13 protein-coding genes are annotated in these 20,824 nt (G+C 37.9%); all 13 read right to left on the bottom strand.

Annotated features, from left to right (window positions below):
* Positions 1-1,090: 1,090 nt before the first annotated feature.
* The gene (locus MT390_RS07185) at positions 1,091-2,593 is read right to left on the bottom strand and encodes a carbon starvation CstA family protein (protein WP_166370430.1); all 1,503 of its coding nucleotides are present in this window, start codon (positions 2,591-2,593) and stop codon (positions 1,091-1,093) included.
* Positions 2,594-2,842: 249 nt separating this feature from the next.
* The gene (gene btsR / locus MT390_RS07180; protein WP_499440563.1) at positions 2,843-3,559 is read right to left on the bottom strand and encodes a two-component system response regulator BtsR; all 717 of its coding nucleotides are present in this window, start codon (positions 3,557-3,559) and stop codon (positions 2,843-2,845) included.
* Entirely contained in the window at positions 3,559-5,259 is a 1,701-nt protein-coding gene (locus MT390_RS07175; protein ID WP_166370434.1) for a LytS/YhcK type 5TM receptor domain-containing protein, read from the bottom strand. Before MT390_RS07175 ends, btsR begins: the two co-directional genes overlap by 1 nt.
* 681 nt (positions 5,260-5,940) lie before the next feature.
* Positions 5,941-6,423 (bottom strand): hypothetical protein, encoded by a 483-nt coding sequence (locus MT390_RS07170; protein ID WP_499440385.1) that lies wholly within the window; start codon positions 6,421-6,423, stop codon positions 5,941-5,943.
* Positions 6,424-6,444: 21 nt separating this feature from the next.
* A complete protein-coding gene (locus tag MT390_RS07165; RefSeq protein ID WP_499440384.1) occupies positions 6,445-7,302 on the bottom strand; it encodes a nuclease-related domain-containing protein in 858 nt (285 codons plus the stop codon).
* A 51-nt stretch (positions 7,303-7,353) separates the two neighbouring features.
* Complete coding sequence (locus MT390_RS07160; protein ID WP_499440382.1) at positions 7,354-10,263, bottom strand: DEAD/DEAH box helicase family protein; 2,910 nt, start codon at positions 10,261-10,263, stop codon at positions 7,354-7,356.
* On the bottom strand, positions 10,264-10,854 hold the full coding sequence (locus tag MT390_RS07155; protein WP_499440381.1) for a class I SAM-dependent methyltransferase: 591 nt from the start codon (positions 10,852-10,854) through the stop codon (positions 10,264-10,266). It lies immediately after the preceding gene.
* A 509-nt stretch (positions 10,855-11,363) separates the two neighbouring features.
* Positions 11,364-13,400: a transglutaminase TgpA family protein gene (locus MT390_RS07150; protein WP_499440380.1), complete on the bottom strand. Its 2,037-nt coding sequence runs from the start codon at positions 13,398-13,400 to the stop codon at positions 11,364-11,366.
* Positions 13,393-14,361: a DUF58 domain-containing protein gene (locus MT390_RS07145; RefSeq protein WP_499440379.1), complete on the bottom strand. Its 969-nt coding sequence runs from the start codon at positions 14,359-14,361 to the stop codon at positions 13,393-13,395. Before MT390_RS07145 ends, MT390_RS07150 begins: the two co-directional genes overlap by 8 nt.
* Positions 14,358-15,269: an AAA family ATPase gene (locus MT390_RS07140; RefSeq protein WP_499440378.1), complete on the bottom strand. Its 912-nt coding sequence runs from the start codon at positions 15,267-15,269 to the stop codon at positions 14,358-14,360. Before MT390_RS07140 ends, MT390_RS07145 begins: the two co-directional genes overlap by 4 nt.
* A gap of 167 nt (positions 15,270-15,436) precedes the next feature.
* Complete coding sequence (locus MT390_RS07135; protein WP_499440377.1) at positions 15,437-15,835, bottom strand: hypothetical protein; 399 nt, start codon at positions 15,833-15,835, stop codon at positions 15,437-15,439.
* Between the two features lie 1,358 nt (positions 15,836-17,193).
* Positions 17,194-18,480, bottom strand: a complete 1,287-nt coding sequence (locus MT390_RS07130) for a hypothetical protein (RefSeq protein ID WP_499440376.1) — start codon at positions 18,478-18,480, stop codon at positions 17,194-17,196.
* A complete protein-coding gene (locus tag MT390_RS07125) occupies positions 18,477-20,816 on the bottom strand; it encodes a bifunctional diguanylate cyclase/phosphodiesterase (RefSeq protein WP_499440374.1) in 2,340 nt (779 codons plus the stop codon). The genes MT390_RS07130 and MT390_RS07125 overlap by 4 nt, the downstream gene beginning before the upstream one ends.
* Between the last annotated feature and the right edge of the window lie 8 nt (positions 20,817-20,824).

The raw sequence follows: 20,824 nt of genomic DNA, 5'->3' as shown, positions 1-20,824 counted from the left end.
ATGATGCGTTTAAAATATCGGTTTAGATTGGATCAGAAAACGACTCGGTGTCAGTCTCTTTGCCGCTTTAGTTACTTGCAGAAGCCTATCAATTGATCAATCCATTTCAATTAACAAACTAGGTCAATCAACGTGGCGTCAACAACCCCACCGTAAAGTTTTCCCAAGTCATCTATTACTTTTAGCAAAGCCAAACAGGACGTTTGGCTTAAGCTCATTCAGCACAGGGGTGTGCTGTATTAGCTGGTGCGTTAAAAAAGGAATTGAATACTTGGATAAGAAAACGACTCGGTGTCAGTCTCTTTGCAGCCTTTCTATTCTGATAAGAGAAAGACGTGTCGCCGACAGGGAGAAAATGCTGTTAATCAATACCAGCAACCACGACGAGCGCAGACGAACTAAAACTCAAAGCATTCATTACTAGCCTTTCATTTTAAATCAAAAAGGATCACCAATATTTAGTTCAATACGGTCATCAAAAAACCATCACTCTCTGTGGACGATCAACCCCACCGTAAAGTTTTCCCAAGTCATCGATTCCTTTTAACAAAGCCAAACAGGACGTTTGGCTTAAGCTCATTCAGCACATGGATGTGCTGTATGAGCTGGTGCGTTAAAAAAGGGATTGATTACTTGGATCAGAAAACGACTCGGTGTCAGTTTCTTTGCATACTTTCTTTTCTGATAAAAGAAAGTAGTGTCGCCGACAGGGCGAAAACACTGCTAATAATGATCAAACCGACCCGCCGAGCGAAGACGAGCTAAAACATCAAACCATACTCAGCTATATTCAAACAAAAAATCACATTCCCATAATGTGCATGAGGAGCCAGAAGGTGACTCGCCGACAGAGCGAAACCACTGCTAATAATGTTCAAACCGCCCCGTAGAGCGCAGACGAGCTAAAACATCAAACCATACTCAGCTATATTCAAACCAAAACCACATTCCCACGCCGAGCATTTACAACGAGAAAACTAGCAAATAAATAGCTTCGCAAAACACACGTAAAAACCTCCCCCTCAAATAAAACACCAGATACAAAAAAGCCCTCGTTTAAAGAGGGCTTAGCACATCAGTTAAGAGGGATTTAACTCTTTTGTGCTAAAACTTCTACTTCAACACCATCATCATCAACAGCCTTACCTTTTGCATTAACAAACAACTCACGTTTCGCTTTAGTTAATACATAAACCGTAATCGCAACAGTTGATAAAATACCAATCACCGTTGATGTTTGCATCGCCAATCCAAAACCTAATGTTGAATTGTTTAAGATAAAGGTAATAACCACAGCAGTCATAAACATAGCTGGGACTGTCGCAATCCAATGGAACTTGTTATGACGTGCTAAGTAAGCAGTTGCCGTCCATAACATCATCACAGCAGTTGTTTGGTTAGCGAAACCAAAGTAGCGCCAGATAATACCAAAGTCTACTTGCGTTAGAATCGCACCTAAAATGAACAAAGGTAATGCCATGAACAAACGATTACGCATCGTTTTTTGTTCCATATTAAAGTATTCAGCTAAGATCAAACGGCTTGAACGGAAAGCAGTATCACCAGACGTAATCGGTAAAATAACCACACCTAAGAAAGCTAAGATACCACCAAACACACCTAATAAACCAAACGACGCGCCGTATACCACAGCACCAGGACCACCCGTTGCAACCACTTCAGATAACGCTTCAACAGAACCAAAGAATGATAAAGCAAGCGCACACCAGATAAGCGCAATCACACCTTCACCAATCATTGCACCGTAAAATACAAAACGGCCATTCTCTTCATTTTCAATACAACGCGCCATTAAAGGAGATTGTGTCGCATGGAAACCAGAAATCGCACCACAAGCAATAGTGATAAACAATGCAGGCCATAATGGAAGGTCATTTGGGTTCATATTCGTGAACATCTGGCCCATCTCATAATCACCTAATAAAGTATGATCGGCAGAGACTGACACGGCAACAATTAAGCCAACAGACATAAAGATTAATAACGCACCAAAGAATGGGTAAAAACGACCAATGATTTTATCAACCGGAACAATTGTCGCCACAACATAGTAAGCAAAAATAATCGCAACCATCGTCATTAACGATACCGTCATATCCGTTTGGTCATTGATTAAATTAGTTAACATGCCAGCAGGTGCCGAAACAAAAACAACCCCAACCAACAGTAAAAGTACCAATGCAAACACATTCATAAAGTGTTTCGCATTGTTACCTAAGTATTTACCAGTAATAGAAGGAACCGATGCCCCACCATTACGCACTGATAACATACCAGAGAAATAATCATGCACGCCACCAGCAAAGATACAACCTAATACAATCCACAACATCGCAGCAGGACCGTATAACGCCCCCATGATAGGACCAAAGATTGGGCCAACACCGGCAATGTTAAGCAGTTGTACTAAGTAAACTTTAGGAGTCGACATAGCAACATAATCTACGCCATCTTGTTTTTCATAGGCAGGTGTCTGACGTTGTTTTTTAACGCCAAAAACTTTTTCAACAAAGCTACCGTAAATAAAGTAACCGCCAATGAGCAGTGCTAAACAAAAGAGAAACCAAAGCATGATTAAATTCCTTTTAAATGAGTTAATTTGATGCTGGCACTATAATCTTCCGCTGTTAAATAACAGTAGTTGATTACTTAAGTGGTCAAATACACATTTAAACGGTTAATATCGAAATTAAGTGGTTTCTACTGCTAACTTAAACTCAAAGAATAACAAGCTAATCGAGCAATAACGTGGGTTGGGAGCATAACAAAAGTGTGATCCTTGCCGCTGTTCCTAGGGAATTAGCAGCACAGGTTAGTTGATTTACAGCAAGCCAAAACGATCTTTAATAACTTTCAAATAACGACGGCTAACAGGGGCATGATGGCCAGACTTAGTTACAATATCCGCAGAGCCATTATCTAATAACTTGATCTCACGAATACAGGTCGGGTTAATCAAATACTGACGATGACAACGAATCAAATCAGTTTTCTCTTCTAACACCTTCAAAGACAAACTCGCCGTAAACTTATCTTTTTCAGTTAACAGATGTACACCAGTTTGCTCAGACATCGCAATTTCAATCTCATTGGGCGTGAGTAACAAAATACGATTAAACCCTGAGCAAGGGATCAACTCTAGCTTATTATTAATAATCGGCTCATAATTAGGCACCTCAGACCTTTCTGCATTGATCCGCTTTAAGGTTTTTAATAAACGGCAACTCTCAACCGGTTTAAGCAAATAATCAAAAGCATTATCTTCAAAAGCTTTCACCGCATACTCATCATAGGCAGTCACAAATACCACCTTCGGCATCGTCTCTTGGTCAAGCATGCTCAATAACTCTAAACCACTAATTTGCGGCATATGTATATCCAAAAACACCACATCAGGTTTCAAACAATTAATCGCCTTTAACCCTTCAATAGCATTACTGCACTGCTCAATCACTTGTACTTGATTCGTTTCAACTAATAACTCGTTAAGCTCTTCACGCGCATACAGCTCATCGTCAATGATAATTGCTTTTAACATCATGCTTCCTTTCGTTTTTGCAGAGGGATAAGGATAGTCGCCTTACTATATACACCCGTTTCGCAGGTCATCGTTAATCCATAACGCTGTCCGTATTCATTTTTGATACGTTTATCAACAATCTGCAACCCTAACCCTTTGCTATTCATATTAGTTGGCGTTTTATAGTTTCCGGCATTATCAATCACCTCCAACACCACTAACGTTTCCTTACCTTGCTCCAGCAAATAACCATTAATATCCAACTCCCCTTTACCAATTAACGTCGACGTACCATGTTTAATGGCATTCTCAATCAGTGGCTGTAAAGTAAAAGTAGGGATTTTAAGTGATAACAATTCATCGGCAATATTCTCTCGCACACTCAAACGGTCAGCAAAACGCGCAAGCTCAATCTCAAGATAAGCATGCACGTGCTCTAACTCTTCCTTAACCGTTACTTGATCAATATTTTGCTTTAAATTACTTCTAAAAAAGTGCGATAAATGCTGAATTAACTCACGCGCTTTCTGAGGATCTTTTCTTGTCACTGCACTGATTGTATTTAACGTATTAAACAAAAAATGAGGATTAACCTGCGCTTGTAACAAACGAATTTCAGATTGATTCAATAAATTCTTTTGCTGAATATATCGCCCTAATAAAATTTGATTAGAGATAAGCTTAGCCAAGCCCTCACCCAAACTACGATTTAACGTCGAAAACATCTTCTGCTTAGGCTCATACAACTTAACCGTACCCAATACACGTCCATCTGCCTCTAATAACGGGATCACCAATACCGAACCTAACTTACAATCTTCATGAATAGAACACTGGTAAGCCGTAGAATAGCCATCGGCATAAGTCATTTCGCCACTTTTAATCGCCTGTAAAGTATAGTCAGAGGAGATCACCGTACCACATAGATGATGATCATCCCCCACACCAATAAAAGCTAAAATCTTTTCTCTATCAGTGATAGATACCGCGCCAACACCCGTCTCTTGGTGAATAATATTAGCAATCTTCTGACAACTTTTAGCATCAAAACCATTGCGGAACACCCCAACTGAAAGCTGCGCAATACGTAACGCCTTATTAGAAAACGCATTATAGTTCTTCTCAAAAATCGCTTTTCTATCTTGAATGATGCTCATAAACAAAGCCGCCCCCACTGAGTTTGCAATAATCATCGGTAACGCAATCGATTGCACCAACAACAAAGCTTTATCAAAAGGCTCCGCAACAATAAGAATAATCAACATCTGCACTATTTCAGCAAACAGAGTGATCGCCATAGCAGTCAGCGGCCTAAAAATTTTCTCTATGCACCCTTTACGTAAATAATAAAGATGCAGTAATCCACCAATCAACCCTTCACAGGTTGTTGAAATCATACAAGCGACATCGGTAAAACCACCCATCGAATAACGATGCAAACCACCTGTGAGCCCTACCGCCAGACCAACAACAGGGCCGCCCATCAAGCCACCCATTACCGCACCAATAGCACGCGTATTAGCCAACGCATTCTCAATCGACAAACTAAAGTAAGTGCCTAAAATACAAAACGTACTGAACAATAAATAACACGCGATACGGTGAGAGTTACGCCCAGAGATGAAAAGCATCGGCATAAAAAGCGGGGTTTTACTCAGCAAATAAGTGATCACCAAGTAAACACTAAGCTGTTGCAACAACAATAAAGTAACTTCCACAACAACTCCTAAATAGACAAAAAATCAACATTGGCAGAAAAGCACTGTTATACAGTATTTTGGAGGAAATTTAAGTGAGAAAGTAAGACAAACCGCAATGTAAGCAAAAATTAAACTATTTAACCTCAATGCGACTTAATCAAAATATCGTTATTTTAAAAAAGTAAAAACGACAGTTTCTATTCTAATGGACCTTTCATTTTCAATAGCTGCAGTAAGCAACACAATAAAAGTAATACAATGCTGATCGGATTCTATAATCACCGTAATATAATAAGATAGAAAGCTCTGTTTTTTTATAATATTCGTATTGACAATAAAAAAATTTGGAAAATATGGCCTTAATGAAATGAGGGCAACATAACTGCTTTTGCATCGAAAGAATGAACTGGTCACCAATAATATGTTCCTAGTAAAATCAACACCAACATTAAAAATGTAGACAAGATTTACTTAATCTTAGCTACCCTGCAAAATCGTCTCAGGAATAGTACCCCATCTTTGAAATTGAACTTGTCCGTTTACTCCTATGGGTAATAACCAATCGGATATAAGAAACATTAAAGCTTTTCAGTCGGGAAGAGCTTCTACGAGCTATTTTTCTACTTCACTAAGTGATTTAACAAAATCAACTGGTCTAAATTAATAGCTTAATTTAGACCAGTTCAACTTACCTTAAATCTATTTATTTTTTCCACAAACTAATTTCTTTTCAGCAATTAAATCTTTATTTCTATTGTTCATTGTTTTTAAGATTAATAAGTTACATTTCTTCTCATTCGCTCGGGATTCTGACAACTCTTTAGGATTAGAAATTTTAGCAATGACAGGTTTATAAGCGACACCTGCAGTACAAAACATATTCTTAATTTTTTTAGCTTTCCAATGAGAATCTTTACGTTCAGAAAGTTCTTTGCAAAGTGAATTAAAAAGCACTTTAGCTTTAATTGTACACTGGGAATAAACAGCCATTTTTTGATTATACGATGAACAAACCGTGTTATGTTTTATTCTCCACATTTGATACTGAAACGAGATATTCATTCCCTCGTATTTGATGAATTCAGTTTTTATTGCTGTTCCATAAATATCTGAAACCTGCTGATTCACTTGATTTGTTGCAGTCGTTAAATATGCTGCAATAAAAGCTGTTACTGGATCCATTTCAACCTCTCATTGTTAATCCTAATAATTAACGACTCCTCTACATTTTGGAAAGTTACTACACCCCCAGAAGTCATTACCAAAATTCTTACCTTTTTTAGCTTTTCTTAACACCATCGAAGAACCACATTTATTGCACACAGGGATCCTCGACTTTTCACTTATTGGAAAATCAACTATAGGGGAATCAATTTTTGCAGTAGAAACTTTTTCAAATGCATTATCTTTCGGTTCTCTTTTTTGTTTAATAATTTCTTTAACATGCTTGTTATGTTGAAAGTTAGTTTTTAAGCCACGCGTTAATCGGCCTGATTCAATTTTATTAACAATTTCATCAACTAATTCAGGACTAAAGCATTTAGTCGTTTGTGATTTAATATAAGTAATACAGCCTCGCGCATAGGTTACATTATCTGGCATTTTTGTTTTAAAAGTACTATCGCCAATAAAAACAACCACTGAATAAATCTGTTCATTTGGTATATTTAAACAACTGGCTAAGGTTTGAGTATGTTTATAATTCTGATGCAAAGGATTCTGAAATTTACCTGAGTATTTGAATATTTTTTGCGTCCACTGTTTTTGCTTGGCAGTACCAAAAATCCAGCCTTTCATATTCTTAGTTTCAACCACAAACACACCAAATTGAGACACAACAATATGATCAATTTGCGTAGTACCATCTTCACTTGGTAAAGTGACATTTTTAATTAAGGTATAATCGCTTTTAGGCAAAAAACGTTTCAATAATAAATTAACAAAAAACTCGCCCATCACACCTTTAAACCAAGCACTTTTAATCACCATCACAAAAATAAATAATGGTATAAAATACCAAAGTTGCTTAAACAGACCTTCAAACAAAACACTTAAATCCATAATTTTCTCTTAATATGTATCAATTTAAATTAATAAGTAAAACCAAACCAACTAGCTCACTATCCCTTTTAATCTTGCAAAGCTTTTCATGTTTTCATTCGTGTCAACCGGTTGATAATCAGGATTATTCGCCAATAACTGATAATGACCATCTGCTATTTTTTTCACTACTCTTAGCAAGTATTGGCTATCACCTGTTTCATCTTGCATTTCAATCGCAACCGTTAGACCTTGTAAAGAACCAGAGCTGGTTGGTGTTATCCACTCAAGTAATAATAAGTCACCATCTTTGATAGGATTTTTTCCACCGTTCATTGAGTTACCAGAAGCATTAGCAAGAAAGTGATTTTCTGCTTTCAAATGACCAAAGCCTGTTGGCGCATCTTGATATTCAAATTCCGAATCATCACCTGTTTTGAAATGGCCACAAGCAATTTTAAGATTGGGGTAAAAAATAAGCTGTTCTGTCTCTGGTAACTTAAGTAAATTATTAGTTTCTGGTTGAGTCACGGCTTGTTTTTCTTTCACTTTATTTGGACGTTGTGAATAACGCAATAAACACAATGCTATCAATTCCTGTACCGCATCATGTAGCGCTTGTTTTTCATGAGCTTGTACATCAATATTTACAGTTAATTTATCATCAATAATTGAAAACCATTGCTTGCCCGTTTTTTTGTCCGCAGTACAACTATATTTAATAGGGAAATCTTTCCAATACTTTAACCATTTTTTAGAAGTCGGTGCTAACTCTTGCTTTTCTAAAGAGAGATCATTTTGTTTAAGTAAAGGATAACGGTCAAAAACTAATTTACTATCGCTAGCAAGTGCTTCTAATGTAGGAGGATTAGTAAAACCATCTAAGCGTAAAAAAGATTCTAATAAGATTATTTTAAAGGATTTTGCCATTGAGGTGCCTTGAACAGCATTTAACAAAAACTCGCCATGACGTTTAACTAATTCGATAAATTCCGGTTGTGGCTGCTGTGATGCAACCAATCCCACCCAACTACCATGTTGCTTATTAACTTTATTTAAATCCTGATATTCATTCCAGAATTCGCTTGCAGTGGGATGATGACCAAGTTGCTCAAACAGGCTCTGATAATCTTCTGCTGCGGTTGTTCGTTGCAGTTTAGCAAGCTGTTCCCAAAACTGAGTTATTTCAATATCAAAATTAATAGCACAGCCACCAGCTAATTTAGGATCATGTATTTTTGTTACTAATTCTTTTACTGAAGAGCGACCAAGTAGCGCAAGCGGTTTGTTTAAAAATGAATGATGATTACCAATAAAATCTAGTACCACAAGATGCGTTTTATTTTCATGCAACCGTAAACCACGCCCTAATTGCTGTAGAAATAATATTTTAGAATCACTTGGCCGTAGCATTAAAATGGTATCAATTGCAGGTAGATCCGTTCCTTCATTAAACAGATCAACCGAAAAGAGCACTTCAATCGCACCATCTTGTAATTGCGTTAATGCCTCATTGCGCCGTACCTTTGAATTTGCATGAACAGATAAAGCCGGAATACCTGCTTTATTAAACTGTTTTGCCATGTAATCAGCATGTTTCGTTGAGAGACAAAAAGCTAAAGTTGTTTGTTGTTTTTTCTGTTGCCAATTTTTCAATACATGATCAGCACGTTTTTTAGTGATGAATTCGTTATCTATCGCCTGTGGATCAAATCGACCATTACGCCAAGGGATTGCTTGATAATTTACAGACTCATCCCATATACCATAATATTTGAATGGAACTAATATTTTGTCATCAATTCCTTGAGTTAAATTACGCTCATACACTAAATTATTATCACACAAACCAAGAATATCTGATTGATCAGTCCGCTCTGGTGTCGCCGTTAAACCGAGTAAAAAAGATGACTCAAAGTGGTCTAATAAGTTTTTATAAACTGGCGCACTGGCGTGGTGAAATTCATCCACAACGATATAATCAAAGTGATCTTTTTGGAATTGCTTTAAATGACTTTCACGCCCCAATGTTTGCACTGAAGCAAATAGGATATCTACTTGTTTATCTTTATTTTGAGCATTATAAAAACCTGTGCTTTTTTCAGGTAATAACTGCGCAAAGGTGCGTTGAGCTTGTAATAAAATTTCTTCTCGATGGGCCACAAATAAAATGCACTTTGCTGAAGTCTGTAAAGCATCAAAAGCAGATAACCATGTTTTCCCCATACCCGTTGCTAAAACGACTAAGCCCCGCTTGAAACCTTCTTCTCTAGTTGCTTGCAGCGCATTTAAGGCTTCAATTTGTATACTATTGGGTGTGACTTTTTCGACTATTTCATTATCTATTTCACCACTTGCCACACTTACAAACTGCATTTTTTTACGTCGTTTTAAATAACTTGAAATCCATTCATTAGTTAATGGTTTTACTAATAAATGTTGAAAGATAATGGAAAACTGAGATCGGATATGTAAAAACTCTAGCGCTTCTCGCGAAGTATTGGGAGGTAAGTAATCATGTCTAAAACACCATTCATGGGCATTTGTTAACGCACTTTTACTAATATTATTTGAACCGATAAAAGCACAACCATCGATAATTTCACTGCTTATTTCTTGGGTTGCTGTTTTTACAAATATGTACGACTTCATGTGAAAAGATTGTTTATGATCGTTTTGATAGATACGAATATCAGCACCACGCTCAACCAATGGCATCAATTCTCTTAAAGCGATAGGATCGGTAATATCAAGATAATCTGAGGTTAATAATTTTAGTTCTGCGCCATTTAGAAGCGCATCTTTTAAAGGTTCAAATAATAAATTTAAGCCACTACGTTGAATAAATGACACCGCTATCTCTATGATCGTCGCCTGATTAATCGCATGAATCAGTTTCGGTAATAAAGGATCATCTGCACCTGTTGTTAACTGTCGCTCAGTTGTTTTTAAGGTAGAAGTTTTTAGGCTTTTATTCTGCATTTATACAACCTTACGCATAATGACATTAAGCCATTTTTCATTTTCTCGACCTTCCCGTAAATCCGCTGTTTTCCATTGTTTTATTATTTCGAGAGGCAAACCAGCAATTTTGTGTGTAAAACTCGCTTCAGTTAAGTTACTAAATAAGCGTCCATTTCGCTCAACTTCTTCATCGCCATATTTAAATGAACAATAAAAAACACCATGATCACACAATAAATCTGTGAGTGATTTAAAAACACTCTTTAGCTCTTTATGAGGGACATGTAGTAATGAAGCGCAAGCCCAAATAGCATCAAACGCATTTTTATTATGATAGGTATCAAAGTGATCAACCTTGACTGTTTTTTTAATTAACTTTGAAGCCATATCCGCTAGTTGTTCACTGGCATCAAAAGCTTCAACCTCAAAACCTAATTCAATAAAGCTTTTACTGTCTCGACCTGTTCCACAACCTGCATCTAAGATTCGCCCTTTTTGCTTCACTAAGGGTAAAAAACATTGATAAAGTGACCGCATATCAACATCAATGGTCGATTCATAAAAGTGTTGAGCATTATCTTGATAATACTGTTGATTGATATTGACCATATAATGAGACCTTTTTCTTATTTGCTAAAGATATTAGCAAGTTAGTTAACCCTTCCCTAGTATTATTGATGAAAAAATCACAGTTTTTATACCTTTGTTGTAATTCAGATAAACTTTAAGTTAATACTCATTTCATTTCTGTTATTAGTGATTTTAAGAGCTTTATTAGGAGTCAATGTACTTCCACTTTGTATGGCTTCGTTGGGGTTGTCTAAGATGTCGTTTATTCTTCGTTTAGTGAAAATGGGCTATAGAAGTCGTCACGGGTAAGACTGTCTGGTTTGTCGTTTAGGTCGTCCAGTGTTTACTCATCCATTGGTTATTTGGTTTTTAGCTATATCATAAATCGTAAGCGGGCATTTTTCTGTATCTAACAAAAAACCAAAATTTTAGCGTGATCATCATAATTCCGAGCAAACACATTAAACAACAAGTTATGCTTAAATAGATAGCTCGCATTTTCTGGATTTAAGTTGAGCTTACGTGCGGTTATAAACATGAAAATTTTTTTAAAACTGCTTACTTATTTTTTTCTGCAGCTCCCCCAACTCTACTAGCAAGGTTTTACGTTGTGTTGCGGATAAGTTCGGTTTGAATTTGATTTGGTTATACAGCTTTGCAAAGTCAATTAACGGCTGTGGTTCTGCTGCTTTTAATTGACTGAGTGCGTGGCAAAAGTCAGCAACGGTTTGGCCCTTTTCTCTTATTAGGTGCTGTTGTGTGCTTTTTTGATAGAGTTTGTTAAATAGGCGATCTTCACTGGGTACTTTTTCAGTTTGCCATGGTTTAAATACCCAGAGTATTAATATGCTGGCCGCTGACAAGAGTAATAACAAAATCAATATCGAGAGGTTTAACCAAGGTAATCCTTTGAGTAAATTTTGTAATAATTTAAATTGCTTTTCATTATCATAATTTATCACCCACACTGCCCACAGGTAATCGGCTTTGGCAAAGGCGCTTCTTAGTTGATTAAGGAACGGATTCGCTTGCCAGCGGTGTATTGATAAATATTGTCCCGATAAAAACTCACTTTGGTCGTCCAACCCTTGCATGATGCCCTGCTCTACTCGCTCAGGTGCTACGTAAGCAGTGGGGTCAACACGTTGCCATTGTTCATTCTTCCATATTTCAACCCATGCATGGGCATCGTACTGGCGCACACTTAAGAATTCGCTATCGCTGTCCAATTCCCCGCCTAAATATCCCGTGACCATACGTGCAGGCACATTTAATGCTCTGGCAACGTACAAATAGGTACTGGCATAATGCACGCAGAACCCTGCCTGTGACGTAAACAAGAAATCATCAATTTGTTGTTCGCCTAATAGGGCTGGCTGTAGCGTATAACGAAAGTTATCTTGGTTAAATTTTGCTAATAATTGCTCTAAGATGCTGTAGCTATCTAACCCTGACGCTTGTTGTGTGGCTATCCAGGCTTTTGTTTTTGGGTTGCCGCCTTTGGGTAATTGCAGAAACTGTTTAAGGGATTGCGATGACTGAAATGTACGGTCAACTTGGCTAAATTGATCAATAGTAAAGGCTTGACGTTTGAACACTGGCTTTAGCGTACGCAAGCTATAGTCACTCAATAAAACACGCCCAGCTGTTGCCTTTGCAAAATCTAAGCTTGGCAAATAATGCTTGTAATGTGGCTCGATGATTATCTGATAGCTATTTTCTTTAGTCGCTGCTGACTGCGTACTCGCGCGAGTATTTTTACTCTGATATTGTAAACTGCCGCGATTAAATATCGGCCCTTTCCCTATTTTCACCTGTTGTTCTTGGTACTTAAGCTGTGAGCTTTGGGTCCAAGTTTTGCCATCGAATTGATCTAAGGTTAAGACGCGCCAATAACGTGTTGCAGTTGCGGGTATGTTGCCATCAAAACTGGCTCTAAAGGCAAGTTCAGAAGATTGACTTAATTCAGCAATACTACCAGGGCTGACGCTATCGCTTAACCCTGTGGTTGCTTTGTTTTGAAGTGGCATTTTCCACATTGAAGGGAGTCTGGGTAATACGACGAATAATACAACGGCCAAGGGGACACTGAGTAACACCGCTTTGCTCAATAACTTAACTTGTTGATAATTTGCTAAGGCTTTGGCGTGGAGTGATAACAGAATAGTTAATAACAAAAGTGTACTAACCATGGCGATTCCGGCCATCAGCATACTTTGATTAAACACCAGAAACAGCGCGACTAAAACAAACCCTGTATTGACAAAAAAGTGCACATCTCGCACTGATTTAAGCTCAAGAAACTTTAAGCTAAAGCCTAAGACCACAAGGTGTACTAGGATGCTTAGCATCCCCTGTCGGTAGACCAAAGCAATTACTAATGCACTGCAAATAAGGGTAAAAATATTGGTTATTAGTTTGCTTAATAAGGCGACACGCCCAGTAAAAACAGCCACTCGCCATAACGCACACAAGAGACCAAAAATGATCATCACACTGTGTAATTGGTCCGTTAATAACACCATGATCAAGGCATAACTTAACAGGATAAGCGATAAGCTTTGGCGGGTTAAGAACTCAAGCATTGTTTAGTCCGTATAGGGCAATGGCGCGTAAGCAAGTGGTTTTATGGCTAGCACCGGTATCAACTTTTATCACTACTTGCCCAAGGTCTAGCCCATAACGAACGCCCTGTTGTTGGTAGTTGATCACTTGGTAAGTGAGCATTGCTAGTTTATCTTCTAGACTGACGCCTTTTAAAGCGGATAACGATAGATAAACATCGCCACCTATTTCTTGCTCAAACTGTTTAGTAAAAAAGCCTTTACCTTGTGCGACTTGTTTCCAAGCAATCGACTTTAAGGATTCGCCCTGCTGAAATGGTTTTAAGTGATTAAACGTATCAAAGCCAACTTTCTTTTGATGTCCACCTATTGCGGTCTCTTTTCCGCTTAAGGTAATGTTCTGTAATTTATTCTCAAGGGGTGCTGGATAGAGCAAACAAGAAAACCCAAAGTCTAAATAAGTCCACACTTTAAATAGGCCAAAGGGATAATAAGATTGAACCGTTACTCGGCCTGGTTTAAACCAGCCACGTTGTGTGCTTTTAGCAAAGAGTTGAACACTTTGTTGGTCAACCACGCTGTTAATATTGGAGGTGCTGTTTTTAAAGAAATACTGTGTTTGTTGCGCTTCACCTTTTTTAGCATTGACGCGTAAACGAAAGATTGATGCTTGGTCTGTAAATTGATCATCGCTGGCAACAGCAGTTAGGTTTAAGCCAGATAAGTTTTGATAGCTGAATAACAAGCAAGTGACCATAAAACTTAAGAGGAAGAAGACGAGCAATAAAATTAAGTTATTTTGATAGTTGGTGCCAATCAGAAACATGACTAAGCAAGTCGCTAATAACATGCCGCCAAAACGTGATGGAAAAATAAATGTATTGCTACGATTGAGGGTAATTTGCTCCACCGCCGGCATACGTTTACTAAGCCATCGCTCAAAGTATTTTGCTTTTAATGCCTTCAACTTATGAACGATCATGATTGTAGCGGATCAACACTATTGAGTAGGGTTTGACTTAAGGCTTGGCTACCTTGCTTGACGCCGTGCACTCCGTTTAATCGATGATCGGTCACCGCTGCAAAAACGGCTTGAATATCTTCAGGTACTACGTAATCCCGCTGTTCGATAAAGGCCATCGCTTTTGCGGCATTTAATAAGGATTTTGAACAACGTGGTGACAGCGCATTAGCATACTCGGCAGCATATCGGCTTTCATTTACTAAGCGAATGAGATAGTTGAGTAAAGCATCACTCGCTTGTACTTGTTTTGCCGCCACTTGCATGGTTTGTAATTGCTGACTATCGATGATCGCGTTAATTGATGTTACTGCGGTTTGCTCTTTAAGCATGGCTAATTCGGCATCTTTATTTGGGAAACCTAACTCGATGCGCATCATAAAGCGGTCTAATTGTGATTCTGGTAGTGGAAACGTTCCGGCTTGATCTTGTGGGTTTTGTGTGGCGATTACAAAAAATGGCTGACCTAATGAGTAGCTGTGTTTATCAATGGATACTTTGCGCTCTTCCATCGCCTCTAACAGTGCACTTTGTGTTTTAGGGCTGGCTCGGTTTATTTCATCGGCTAATAGTACTTGTGTAAAAACAGGCCCTTGATGAAAACTAAACTGTTGACGTTGTTTGTCAAAAATCGACACGCCTAAAATATCAGCGGGCAGCATGTCACTGGTAAATTGTACGCGTTGATAGTCTAACCCTAATGTTTTAGCTAACGCGCCAGCCAGTGTTGTTTTGCCCATGCCCGGTAAATCTTCAATGAGTAAGTGTCCATCGGCAAGTAAACAGACTAAGGCTAATTTAGTTTGCTGCTCTTTACCTAATAAAACGGCATTTAATTGTTCTAATATTTTGGCGATTTTATTATGCATTGTCAGTTATTTCCTCACTGATTAAACTACCTCTTTAATGATAGTTTAAATTAACTCACAACACACGTTTGTTATCGTTTTGCGTTGAATAATACTGAGACTAATTCGTTTATTTTTTATTTTCCTAACAAGGTAATGATTGAAGGGGCTTAGCTCAGTGCTTCATTTTATTTTTTAAAAGTTTGTAGAAGTCGATGATAGGAAGCAATCATCAATAAATCGATGAAAGAGTAGTTGATCAGTTTATGCTCATACCAATATTGGAGATCGCTTTGTAAACTACCATAGGTGGCTTTACCTCCGTTAAATTCCCCAGGAAAAGCGCAATGTTGTTGGGCATATTCTGCTTTTTCAGTTAAAACGTTTAAAAATGCTTCGGTAGTGTTGGCCTCGATTTGTAATGCGATGCTTTCGTAATCAGCAATGGCAACACAGGATGCTTGAACATCGTATCCATTGGGGTCGTTTTGTTCTTTGTGATATTTTTGTTTACACATGCTTTGTATTTTATGACGCACAATATTTAGTCTTAATTTTTCAGTTAATGTGTCTGGTTTAGTTTTCATTCTGATTATCCTTATCGGTCATCGAATTGAGACTCAACATACATAGATGGGAAAATTTAATATTTAATTGTGCTGACTTTTTTGGTTTAGTCAATTTAGTATAAGCTGGTTTTAAATGCTTCGCATGGACGTGCAAAGTTTTTGCTGTGAACAAGTTATCTTGTACTTTAATGACTTTGGTTTGGTGTTTTAGCTCGTCTTTGCTCGTCGGGGCAGCTTGATTATTAATAGCTGTGTTTTCGCCTTGTCGGCGACACGTCTTTCTTTTATCAGAAAAGAAAGGCGGCAAAGAAACTGACAGCGAGGCGTTTTCTGATCCAATCTAAACTGTCATTTTAAACGCACCATGTCAGGATGGCCGTCCATGGCCATTCTGACATTATCGCAAACGTCCTGTTTGCGATTGCTAAAATGTCAGTTTAGTTTGGGAAAACTTTACGCTGGGGTTGTTCGTCCACAGTGAGTGATGGTTTGGTTGTTACTGTGTTATATATCGATATTTAGTTGTACGTTGAATAGGGATTAATTACTCATTAATATAAAACACTGAAAATAGCACCATTAATCTCGTTCCACATATTCAGCGAGGGAATGCTAGCACTGCTTTGAATTTCACTTGAGTATGGCTTTAAGTTTTGGCTCGTCTGCGCTCGGCTAGTCTGTTTGATATTTATTAACTGGGATTTCGCCCTGTCGGCGACACGTCTTTCTCTTATCAGAAGAGAAAGGCGGCAAAGAGACTGACACCGAGGCGTTTTCTAATCCAAGTAATCCATTGCTTTTTTAATGCATCAGCTCATACAGCACATCCCTGTGTTGAATGAGCTTAAGCCAAACGTCCTGTTTGGCTTTGCTAAAAGCAATAGATGACTTGGGAAAACTTTACGGTGGGTCTGTTCGTCCATAATGGGTGATGGTTTTGTTGTTGCTGTATTGGACTAAAGGTTGGTGATCCTTTTTTATTAAAAATCAAAGGCGAGCAATAAATGCTTTGAGTTATGTGGCTCGTCTATGCTCGTCGGGGCAACTTGATTATTAATAGCAGTGGTTTCGCCCTGTCGGCGACACGTCTTTCTCTTATCAGAAGAGAAAGGCGGCAAAGAGACTGACACCGGATCGTTTTCTTATCCAAGTAATCAATTCCTTTTTAACGCATCAGCACATCCATGTGCTGAATGAGCTTAAGCCAAACGTCCTGTTTGGCTTTGCTAAAAGGAATGGATGACTTGGGAAAACTCAACGGTGAGGTTGTTCGTCCACAGTGAGTGATGGCTTTGTTGTTGCCTTCTTGACCTATATGGTAGGTATTGTGGTAAATAATAAATAACTACTTATTTATTCAATATGGATACTAAAACTTATAAAAAATAACGTGTTGCAAACTGCCATTGTGTTTCTACTAAATCGACAGGTTGTCCACTATAAGAGCGCGCTGGCCGGTGGCTGTCAATCACAGTGAATTCTGCGGATAAAAACCACTGCTTACTCAATCGGTAACTATGATTAAATGTTAATGCTTGGCCATCTTCGTTGTTATCGTCACCTTCTGTTTTATCATTATCAGTCACTGAAAAGTCTTCAACTCTGAGTGTACTTTTATGCTTTTTATTGGCGACTAAAGCGTGCCAATTATAATGTAAAGCAACAAAACCACTGGCATAGTCATTATTAACCACATCTTCTTTTGCTTGACTTTGCATCAAGGTATCGCCAGACAAGTACTGTGCGGTTAAGGATAAATTATCACTCAAACGCCAGCGTGCTCCTAAGTGATAAAAACGTGTTCGCCACCCATACTGACCATCGACTACTTTATAGGGGATGGCCCTATTATCATAATAACCTGCTGATATTGAGCCTTTTCCTCTTAGTTTCCACTCGCCTCGCGTATGGTATCCAACACGGTTATCAAGCTCTAAAAAAGGATCTGATTTATGCGCTTGTCCTGCTAAATTTTTTCCATCTTCACGAGCAGGAAACCACGGAAAAGTACGTTGTTCATTCCAAAGAGTTTGCCTGTTACTTATTGCCCAACCATGCCAAGCTAATAAAGCCCCTGCTGGGTCGTTATTGATAAAGGCTGTTGCTGAAAATGATAGGTCATATTTATCGTTATTTATTCGACCTAACCGCGTTACTTTTATTTCTGTACCGACTACTCGAATTTCTTCACCAATCCAGGTATTTAATGTTGAGGAGTCTAAGGTATCTTTACTTGCCCACGCATAGGCATTATTTTCAAGTGAGATTTCAGGGTAGAAAAGACCAGCTTTAGTTTGTAGGCGATAACCGGCACTATTGGGTATTGAACGGAATTTTAAGAAGATCTCAGTCAATCCTAAGGCGGATTTTTCTCCATCACTAGTTGCTTCTGGATAAGCATTAAAGACGCCATGAGCACTTAGGCCATTATCCCATGATACAGATAAATCTGCGCCTATTTGTGCAGCTGAAAAATGTACTCCATCACCTAGCCCTAATTTACCTTGCCCACCCTTTAGATAGCCTTGACCGGATGAGTTAATGTGGTTAACTCTAAAGTCTAAGATACCATGAGCATTATATTCCGCAGCAATAACTACCTGCATAGGAAGGCAAGCAACAAGCCATAATAGATGTAAAGACTTAATACCCGTATTAATCACGTACTTCCCTTAATTTCTTTAATGTTTAAGTGAGTTAATAACCAGGGTGTTAAGTCGATTGCTGGTTTAGGCCTGCTGATGTAATAACCCTGTGCTAATTCACAGCCATTATCTGATAACCAATTTAATGCAAACTCATCTTCTATACCTTCAGCTACTACATGCAATCCCATATTGTGGGCAAGTTCGATAGTCGAGCGTACTATGATTTGATCGTCTTCATCATTTTCAATATTTTGGATAAATGATTTATCTATTTTTAATTCATGTACGGGTAATTGTTTTAATTGTGCTAATGAGGAATAGCCAGTTCCGTAATCATCAATAGATATTTTCATTCCGTAGTCTTTAAACTCAGCTAAGACTTTAATCGCTGCTTCAGGATCTTCTACCACTGAGCTTTCCGTCACCTCAAGCGTAATTTTTTTAGCTGGGACATTGGCGGCTATCATGCTTTGATAAATAAACTGATGAAAGTCACTTTCTTTTAAATTTTCAGCTGAAATATTGATGGCTATATTTAAATCTATACCTTGTATTTTCCAAGCGTTGTATTGCGCTAATGCAGTAATAAACACCCAACGAGTTAGGGCTTTAATTTGACCTGTTTGCTCTGCAATATAGATGAAATTATCGGGTGGGATCATACCTAAAGTAGGATGTTCCCAGCGAACTAAGGCTTCGGCATGGGTTACCTTTCTGGTTTTTAAACACATTTTAGGTTGAAAATGTAACGCTAACTCCCCTGCTGGAATAGCTTGCTTTAAATCATTAATTAAATTTAAACGTTCAACGGTATTGATATCAAGATCTGGGTGATATATTTGTACTAATTTACTTTGTTTTTTTGCACTGTGAAGCGCCATAACAGCCATTTGTAATAATGACTTCGCGTCAGTCGCATGCTCTGGATAAACTGCAATACCAACTCGAACTTGAAAGTGTAAACTAATACCTTGATAGTTAAATGTAGGCTCTAGCTCAACATTGAGTTGCGTAATAATGTCATCTACATTCATGTTTTCTGCCAACAAAACAAATTCATCCGCCCCTATATGAGCTAACGCTTTAAAATCATTTTTTTGGCATAAGCGTTGTAAACGACCAGCAAATTCTTTGATCACTTTATCACCAACATCACGGCCTAATGTATCGTTTACGTCATTTAAACGACTCAGGTTTAAATGAAAAACTTGAAAGCTTTGTTGTTGTGCAATCTGTTGGTTAATTGTTTTATTAAGCAAGTTACGGTTCGGTAAATCGGTGAGAGGATCATGATTTGCACTATGGGTGATCGTTTCTTCTCGTAATAATACTGCCGCTTGCATTTGATTGAATTCTTCAGCAAGTTGACCTATTTCATTTTTATCTTTTAACGACACTTTTTGCTGATAATCACCACTGGCAATCACTTTTGCTTGAGTAACTAAGCGCTTGATAGGTTTGCTGATAGAAGCTGCGATAAAATAAGCACTAGTAAGCGATAACAATAGTGTTAACGCAGCTAGAAATAAAAATTTCCACCATTGTTCTTGTAATAACGCCACAAAATTAGCGCGTAAGCCATGCATTGCTACACCTAATTCTTTATCATCAAATTCGTTAATCAGTGAGTGTGTTGCTATGTATTTATCGGGTGTTTTATTGTCAATAACCTGCACTGCTAATTTAAGTGCGTGATTATAGTTTTTGTTATTTTCTTTAATTGAAATTAATCGCCACTTACCTTCATCTTTTATAATAAAGTCAGTAGTTAAGTCGGTTATTTTTTTAAATTCATTCGCTAATCGGTGATCAATTTCAAAACCAAAAGCAATCCATCCTAATGTTTTAGCACCAACAGTTACGGGTGATAAACTCAGTTGATAAAGTGCATTGTCAATCATATAAAGATGGGCGGCTTGCCCAGCACCAAGCCACTCATTAAAACGAAAAATAGTGTCTCGCTCCGCGCCTTGTCGAATTTTATCTTTTCCATTGATGAAGTATCGTTGTAGTTGGCCATTGATAACGCCTTCTGCTGTGATTGTCATCGCTAAGTCAGCATCAATACGCTTTCTATGATTATTTAAAGCAAACAATAAACTGCGCGTATCCTCGTTAAACACTTCCTTCAAGCCATAATCTTTAGCGACAGTTTCGGCAAACGTTGATAGGTAAGTCAATCTGCGATCAAATAACTCAGTAAAAATTGTTTTTGCAGTGGTTAAACGATTATTGATTTCTGCTGCTTCTTGATTCTTTTTACCGCTGTAAAGGGTCCAAAAAGCTATCGATTGAACCATTAATAGTAGGATGACAAAAAATAAAAATATTTTATTCTGTAAACTTTTCATGCATTAAC

This window comes from Vibrio sp. 2-Bac 85 (assembly GCF_037546705.1).
Lineage (GTDB): Bacteria > Pseudomonadota > Gammaproteobacteria > Enterobacterales > Psychromonadaceae > Psychromonas.
Note: the sequence above shows the minus strand (reverse complement) of the source record. Positions and strands in the feature narration are given on the sequence as shown.

Coding starts and splice junctions, on each gene's coding strand:
- MT390_RS07145 (WP_499440379.1), bottom strand. CDS start 14,361: ATGATCGTTCATAAGTTGAAGGCATTAAAAGCAAAATACTTTGAGCGA.
- MT390_RS07170 (WP_499440385.1), bottom strand. CDS start 6,423: ATGGATCCAGTAACAGCTTTTATTGCAGCATATTTAACGACTGCAACA.
- MT390_RS07150 (WP_499440380.1), bottom strand. CDS start 13,400: ATGCTTGAGTTCTTAACCCGCCAAAGCTTATCGCTTATCCTGTTAAGT.
- btsR (WP_499440563.1), bottom strand. CDS start 3,559: ATGTTAAAAGCAATTATCATTGACGATGAGCTGTATGCGCGTGAAGAG.
- MT390_RS07165 (WP_499440384.1), bottom strand. CDS start 7,302: ATGGATTTAAGTGTTTTGTTTGAAGGTCTGTTTAAGCAACTTTGGTAT.
- MT390_RS07125 (WP_499440374.1), bottom strand. CDS start 20,816: ATGAAAAGTTTACAGAATAAAATATTTTTATTTTTTGTCATCCTACTA.
- MT390_RS07160 (WP_499440382.1), bottom strand. CDS start 10,263: ATGCAGAATAAAAGCCTAAAAACTTCTACCTTAAAAACAACTGAGCGA.
- MT390_RS07140 (WP_499440378.1), bottom strand. CDS start 15,269: ATGCATAATAAAATCGCCAAAATATTAGAACAATTAAATGCCGTTTTA.
- MT390_RS07185 (WP_166370430.1), bottom strand. CDS start 2,593: ATGCTTTGGTTTCTCTTTTGTTTAGCACTGCTCATTGGCGGTTACTTT.
- MT390_RS07155 (WP_499440381.1), bottom strand. CDS start 10,854: ATGGTCAATATCAATCAACAGTATTATCAAGATAATGCTCAACACTTT.
- MT390_RS07135 (WP_499440377.1), bottom strand. CDS start 15,835: ATGAAAACTAAACCAGACACATTAACTGAAAAATTAAGACTAAATATT.